5 protein-coding genes are annotated in these 6,633 nt (G+C 55.8%); 2 read left to right on the top strand and 3 right to left on the bottom strand.

Features of this window, described 5'->3' with window-relative positions; all coding sequences use genetic code 11:
* Nucleotides 1–47: 47 nt before the first annotated feature.
* Nucleotides 48–1,037 carry an L-glyceraldehyde 3-phosphate reductase gene (gene mgrA / locus E2F51_RS23750; RefSeq protein ID WP_013203269.1) on the bottom strand — a complete coding sequence of 330 codons (990 nt, stop codon included), beginning with the start codon at nucleotides 1,035–1,037 and terminating at the stop codon, nucleotides 48–50.
* Nucleotides 1,038–1,241: 204 nt separating this feature from the next.
* Here mgrA and E2F51_RS23745 point away from each other — a divergent pair, with 204 nt between their 5' ends.
* Together E2F51_RS23745 and glk are read left to right on the top strand one after the other, a co-directional pair.
* The gene (locus E2F51_RS23745) at nucleotides 1,242–2,894 is read left to right on the top strand and encodes an alpha-keto acid decarboxylase family protein (RefSeq protein WP_134824788.1); all 1,653 of its coding nucleotides are present in this window, start codon (nucleotides 1,242–1,244) and stop codon (nucleotides 2,892–2,894) included.
* A gap of 161 nt (nucleotides 2,895–3,055) precedes the next feature.
* The gene (glk, locus tag E2F51_RS23740; protein ID WP_013203267.1) at nucleotides 3,056–4,021 is read left to right on the top strand and encodes a glucokinase; all 966 of its coding nucleotides are present in this window, start codon (nucleotides 3,056–3,058) and stop codon (nucleotides 4,019–4,021) included.
* A 47-nt stretch (nucleotides 4,022–4,068) separates the two neighbouring features.
* On the opposite strand, the gene E2F51_RS23735 is transcribed toward glk, so the two are convergent.
* Nucleotides 4,069–4,800, bottom strand: a complete 732-nt coding sequence (locus E2F51_RS23735) for a LytTR family DNA-binding domain-containing protein (protein WP_013203266.1) — start codon at nucleotides 4,798–4,800, stop codon at nucleotides 4,069–4,071.
* Between the two features lie 26 nt (nucleotides 4,801–4,826).
* A complete protein-coding gene (locus E2F51_RS23730; protein ID WP_081461042.1) occupies nucleotides 4,827–6,521 on the bottom strand; it encodes a sensor histidine kinase in 1,695 nt (564 codons plus the stop codon).
* Nucleotides 6,522–6,633: the final 112 nt, after the last annotated feature.

Raw genomic sequence — 6,633 nt, 5'->3', positions numbered from 1 at the left:
TGAGATTTATCTGGAGAGATCCCGCCGCAGGGCGCGGCGGGACGGGTTTAGCCGAGAATGCTGCTGATTTTTTGCAGTTCAGCCTGGCTGAAATCACGCTTTTGCAGCATGCCAACCGCATCATCAATCTGGCTGGTTTTACTGGCACCAATCAGCACCGAGGTCACGCGGTTTTCCCGCAGCACCCAGGCCAGCGCCATCTGAGACAGTTTCTGCCCACGCTCCTGCGCCATCGCGTTCAGCTGACGCACCTTCTCCATTTTCTCCGGGGTCAACTGGTCGCCGCTGAGGAACTGGCTGCCGCTGGCCGCGCGCGAATCTTCCGGGATACCGTTCAGGTAGCGGTCGGTCAACACGCCGCCAGCCAATGGGGAGAAGGCAATGCTGCCGACGCCTTCTTTTATCAACACGTCCAGCAGACCGTTATCTGGCGCACGCTCGAACATCGAGTATTTCGGCTGGTGGATCAGACATGGCGTGCCGAGCTGCTTGAGGATGCCAATGGCTTCTGCCGCCAGTTCAGCCGGATAGTTGGACAGCGCGATATACAGCGCCTTGCCCTGACGCACAATGTGGTCCAGTGCGCCCATCGTCTCTTCCAGCGGCGTTTCAGGATCCGGACGGTGGTGATAGAAGATATCGACGTAATCGAGTCCCATACGCTTCAGGCTCTGGTTCAGGCTGGCAATCAGATATTTGCGCGAACCCCAGTCACCATAAGGGCCGTCCCACATGGTGTAACCCGCTTTGGACGAAATGATCAGCTCATCACGGTACGGCGCAAAGTCTTCCCGCAGGATGCGGCCAAAGTTTTCTTCAGCTGAACCCGGTGGTGGACCGTAGTTGTTAGCCAGATCGAAATGAGTGATACCGTTATCAAATGCATGGCGCAGCAGCTGACGGCTGTTATCCACGCGGGTGCTGTCGCCGAAGTTATGCCATAAGCCTAACGAAATTGCCGGTAGCTTGAGGCCACTCCGTCCGCTGCGGTGATAGGTCATTTTCTGATAACGTTCTGCATCTGCCTGATAAACCATGAATAAATCCTGTTCAGTAGAGGTCGGTTTCCGGGAAAGCATAGCAGTGTATACGGTTACACCGAACCGGTTCGCGCGGTAGATCGCAACTTGAGGATAATTCCGAGGCGTAACGACAGCTTGCCACTGCAACAGCCTGCCGCTGTGCTGCGCATTGAAAAATATCGCTAATACTTTGCTGAGGACAACTGTGGAGAAAGAGCTATGCAAAGTCTTACCGTTGGGGAGTACCTGCTGTCGCGCTTACGGGAAGCCGGAATTGGGCATCTGTTCGGCGTGCCGGGTGACTACAATTTGCAGTTTCTCGATGATGTTATTACCAGCAGCGAGATTGGTTGGGTCGGCTGCGCCAATGAGTTAAATGCCGCCTACGCGGCCGATGGCTATGCGCGCTGCCACGGCGCGGCGGCGTTACTGACCACCTTTGGCGTCGGTGAGCTGAGTGCGTTAAACGGCGTGGCAGGGAGCTATGCCGAATACTTACCGGTTATTCATATTGTCGGTGCGCCTGCAACGGCCGCCGCCCGCGAAGGTCTGCTGCTGCATCACACGCTGGGTGACGGTGACTATCGTCACTTTATGCGCATGTCGCAGGAGGTGACGGTCGCCCAGGCAATATTAACGCCAGAGAACGCCGTGGAGGAGATCGACCGCCTGCTGATTGCCGCTTTACATGAACGGCGTCCGGTCTACCTTTACTTAGCAACCGATGTGGCGGTGGCAAAAATCATCCCTGCCGCCACGCCATTGGCGACAGAACGGCCCTGCGATGCGGCGACCGTCGCCGCCTTTGCTGATGCGGCAGACCAACTGCTGGCGGGGGCAAAAAACGTCGCCATGCTGGCGGACTTCCTCGCCGACCGGGCGCAGCAGCAGGGCAAGCTTAAACAGTTGTTAACCGATGCGCCGATGCCGTTTGCCACCTTATTGATGGGTAAGGGCGTGCTCCCCGAGCAGCATACCGGTTTTGCCGGAACCTATGCCGGTGCTGCCAGTGCCGGTCACACCCAGCAAATTATTGAGCAGGCCGACGTGCTGATTACCGTGGGCGTGCTCTATACCGACACCATCACCGCCGGATTCACGCAAAATATCGACAGCGCCAAAACACTCGCTATCGGGCTTTCATCCAGCCGCATTGGAGACAAGACCTTTACCCAGTTGCCGATGAGCGCCGCATTAACCGCGCTGCAGCCGCTGGTTAAACGTTATGCCGCGCAATGGCCTGAACCCGAGGTTTCGCCTCCGCCGCTCAACGATGTACCGTCAGACGCGCTCACGCAGGACAGTTTCTGGCAGGCAATACAGCATTTTCTTAAGCCTGGTGATATTGTGCTGGCCGACCAGGGCACCTCGGCTTTTGGCGCAGCGGCGTTAAGGCTGCCTGAAGGCGTGACCTTTATCAGTCAGCCGTTGTGGGGATCGATTGGTTATACGTTACCCGCCGCTTATGGCGCGCAGGTTGCCTGCCCCGATCGTCGGGTGGTGCTGCTTAGCGGCGATGGATCGGCTCAGCTGACCATCCAGGAATTAGGGTCGATGCTGCGGGATGGTATGAAACCCGTCATCTTTATCCTGAATAATGCAGGATATACTGTCGAGCGGGCGATCCATGGCGAGCATCAACGCTACAATGATATTGCCGCCTGGAACTGGACGCAGCTGCCGCAGGCGCTGAGCCTGAACTGCGCCGCGCAGAGTTGGCGGGTGGAGCAAACGGTGCAACTGGTTGAAGTGATGAAGGTTATCGCGCAAAGCGATCGCCTGTCGCTGGTGGAGGTGGTACTGCCACCACTTGACGTGCCGCCGCTGTTGCAGGCGGTCTGTGAAGCGCTAAATAAACGAAATTCTGCATAATGTTACAGAATTCAGATTGATGCCCGTGGGCAAGGACGTCGCGGGCAGGTAAGGTAGTCGATTAACGTGCCTCGCGTGCCTGTTTTGACCGGGGAGGCGTTGTTGTTTGAGTGGGGGAAATTTATAGTGTGTTTAAATGACGTAAGCGGAGCAAAACAATAATGACTAAGTATGCTTTGGTAGGTGATGTTGGCGGCACGAATGCCCGCCTGGCACTGTGTGAAGTAGAAAACGGTGCCCTTTCACAAGCCAAAACTTTCTCCACAGCAGACTACGACAGCCTTGAAGCTGTGATCCGCTTCTATCTTGACGAACAGAAGCAGGAGATTACCGACGGCTGTATCGCTATTGCCTGTCCAATCACTGACGACTGGGTCGAGATGACCAACCATGACTGGGCGTTCTCCACCAGTAAAATGAAAGCCAACCTCGGCTTTGAGCACCTGGAGATCATCAACGACTTTACCGCCGTTTCTATGGCCATCCCGATGCTGTCCGCAGACGATGTGATGCAGTTCGGTGGCGGCAAAGCGGTCAACGACAAGCCGGTTGCGGTCTACGGCGCAGGGACCGGTCTGGGCGTTGCTCACCTGGTTCACGTTGATAAGCGCTGGGTCAGCCTGCCGGGCGAGGGCGGTCACGTCGATTTCGCTGCTAACAGTGAAGAAGAAGACCTGATCCTCGAAGTGCTGCGTGCGGAACTGGGCCACGTCTCTGCCGAGCGCGTGCTGTCTGGTGCCGGTCTGGTGAATCTGTATCGGGCGATTGTTAAATCAGATGACCGGGTGCCGGAAAACCTGAAGCCGAAAGACGTGTCGCAACGTGCGCTGGATGACAGCTGCACCGATTGCCGCCGGGCACTGGCGATGTTCTGCGTGATCATGGGCCGCTTTGGTGGCAACCTGGCGCTGAACCTTGGTACCTTTGGCGGTGTGTATATCGCCGGCGGTATCGTGCCTCGCTTCCTGGAATTCTTTAAATCGTCCGGCTTCCGTGCCGCGTTTGAAGACAAAGGCCGCTTTAAGGATTACGTGCAGAATATTCCGGTATTCCTGATCACTCACGATCAGCCAGGCCTGCTGGGTGCCGGTGCGCACCTGCGTCAGACGCTGGGCAGCGTGCTGTAACTGTGGTAACAGGGCCGGTTTCCCGGCCCTGATCTTGTTTCCTTCCTCTATAACCGCATCAGCTGGCGAAACTCTTTTACTTTGCTGCGGCTGACCGGCACCTGAAATTCCAAATCCCGCAGTTTCAGCATGTAGGTGTTATTAAACCAGGGTTCGATTTCGCGGATCTTGCTGAGATTGATGCAATACGATCGATGGCAGCGGAAAAAGGCCTCTTCCGGCAGCCTGCTACAGAATTCGGTGATATTCATCGACATCACATACTCTTCCCGCCGGGTGTAGACAAAGGTCATTTTTTCATGGGCTTCAGCGTAATAAATATCGTTGATATCGGTGACGATAATCCGCTCATCCTTAACCAGGTTAATGGTATGCACCGAACTGCGGACGGCTTCCGGATTGCTCTGGTGCGCGGCCTGTTGCAGGGTATTTTCGACCTTGCGCAGCATGGTGATAATGCGCATCTCATGATAGGGCTTGAGGATGTAATCGAATGCTTCCAGCTCAAAGGCATCCACCGCATGTTCCTTATAGGCGGTGATAAAGACGATCAGCGGCTTTTGCGCGAACTTGCTGATGTTCTGCGCCAGCAGCACGCCGTCCAGTGATGGGATGTTGATGTCGAGGAAAATCACGTCAACCTGGTGGCTTTGCAGATATTTCAGCACGTCCAGACCATCGTCAAACGTGGCCTCAAGGGTCAGCTGGCTGTGTTGTCTGATTAGCCAGCTCAGCTCCTGCTGGGCCAGAAACTCATCTTCAACAATTATCGCTTTCACATCATTTTCCCGGAGTTAGCAGGGCATTACGCCCGTAAAGAGACGCTTTCACTGGCCGGCAGAGCCGTGCCGTTTTTACTGATATAAAAGGCGATTTCAGTGCCCGGATTGCGCCGGTGAATATGCAGACCTTCGCCGTAAAGCAGCTTTACGCGGTGATGAACGTTGAGCAGGCCGATTTTATTGCCGGGCATCTCATTACTTTCCACCCGCGCCATCACTTCTTCGCTAATGCCATTGCCGGTATCGCGCACGGCGATGCGGATCCGGTCGCCCTGGTCTTTCAGGCTGATGGTCACCACGCCTTTTCCACGGCAGGGATGGATGCCATGCACGATGGCGTTCTCAACCAACGGCTGAAGCAGCAGGCTGGGCAGCGCGCAATTGACGTCTTCATCAATGTCATAGATTACCGTCAGCTTGTCGCCAAAACGCGCCTGTTCGATGGCGATATAATCCTTAACCTGATACAGCTCTTTCTTGATATCGATGATCTCATCATCGTTCAGCTCAAGGTTATAGCGCAGGTAGCGCGCCAGATTGGTGATCAGCTGCCGCGCGGTATCCGGATTCATGCGGATTGAGGAGGAGATGGCATTCAGCGCATTGAACAGGAAATGCGGGTTGATTTTGCTTTGCAGCGCGCGCAGTTCGGCTTTGTTCGCCATTTCACGTAGCTGCTCGGCGCGGGACACTTCCAGCTGGGTGGAGATAATTTGCGACAGGCCTACCGCCATCTCTTTCAGCGACCAGGTGATGCGGTGCGCATGGCGATAGTAAATTTTCAGCGTGCCGGTGACTTCCCCTTTTTCCCACAGCGGGATCACAATCATCGAGTGAATTTCCGGCGTGCGGTGCGCCTCGTCGTTATTCTTGATGATGATCTCGCCGTTGGCGATCGAACGGGCGGTGGTCGGGCTGATCGCGTCATCCCCGTTGTGGTAATTCGCTTCGCCAACGCCGACATAGGCGAGGATCTGGTTTTTGTTGGTGATGGCGACCGCATCGGCATTGATATCATTACGGATAATGTCACACACCTGGCGCAGCGACTGGCTGTTGACATGCCGGAACAGCGGCAGGGTTTTGTTGGCAATCTCCAGTGCCAGCTTGGCCTGTCTGGCGGCAATGGCCTCTTTTTCGCCCTCAACGCTCTGGATTAACAGCACAATCAACCCGATGCTTACCGCACCGAGGATCATCGGCACCGCGATTTCCGAGACGATTTCAATGCCTAAGGTAGTGGGCTGTGACCAGACGACAATCAGGATCATGGTCAGGGATTCACACAGCATGCCGCCGAGAATACCCACGCTCCAGCGCTTCTCTTTCACCACTTTCAGGTTGATATAGCCGGAAACCACGCCGGCGATGATGCTGGTGATCAGGCAGGGCACCGAGGTCACGCCATGAACATCGATCAGGAAACGGTGCAGGCCGGCAATCACGCCGGTAACAATCCCAACCCAGGGCCCAAACAGAATGCCGCCGGACATAATCGCGATGGTGCGGACGTTAACCAGCGAGCCATCAACGTTGATGCCGCTCCAGGTACCAAACAGGGCAAATAGCGAAAAGATGGCGGTAACGGCGATCAGTTCCTGGCGTGAATGCTCGTCTTTTTGCAGCAGCTGCCGGAAATGGCGCGTGCGGGTCATGAAGAACAGGCAGATCAGCATCAGCGCGGCGCGGTCCAGCACGGCTAACAGCATTTCAAACATCGAGTGCACGGGCGCCTCGGCGGAGGGAAGAGGGGAAAGGGCTATGATAAGGAAAGCGGGCGGGATGTGCCAGGCATCGGCGCAGTGATTTGCGCCGATGCCTGTCCAGATC

Source organism: Erwinia sp. QL-Z3, from assembly GCF_004551645.1.
Taxonomy (GTDB): domain Bacteria; phylum Pseudomonadota; class Gammaproteobacteria; order Enterobacterales; family Enterobacteriaceae; genus Erwinia; species Erwinia billingiae.
The sequence above is the reverse complement of the archived record's forward strand: the minus strand, read 5'-3'. Positions and strand labels throughout refer to the sequence as shown.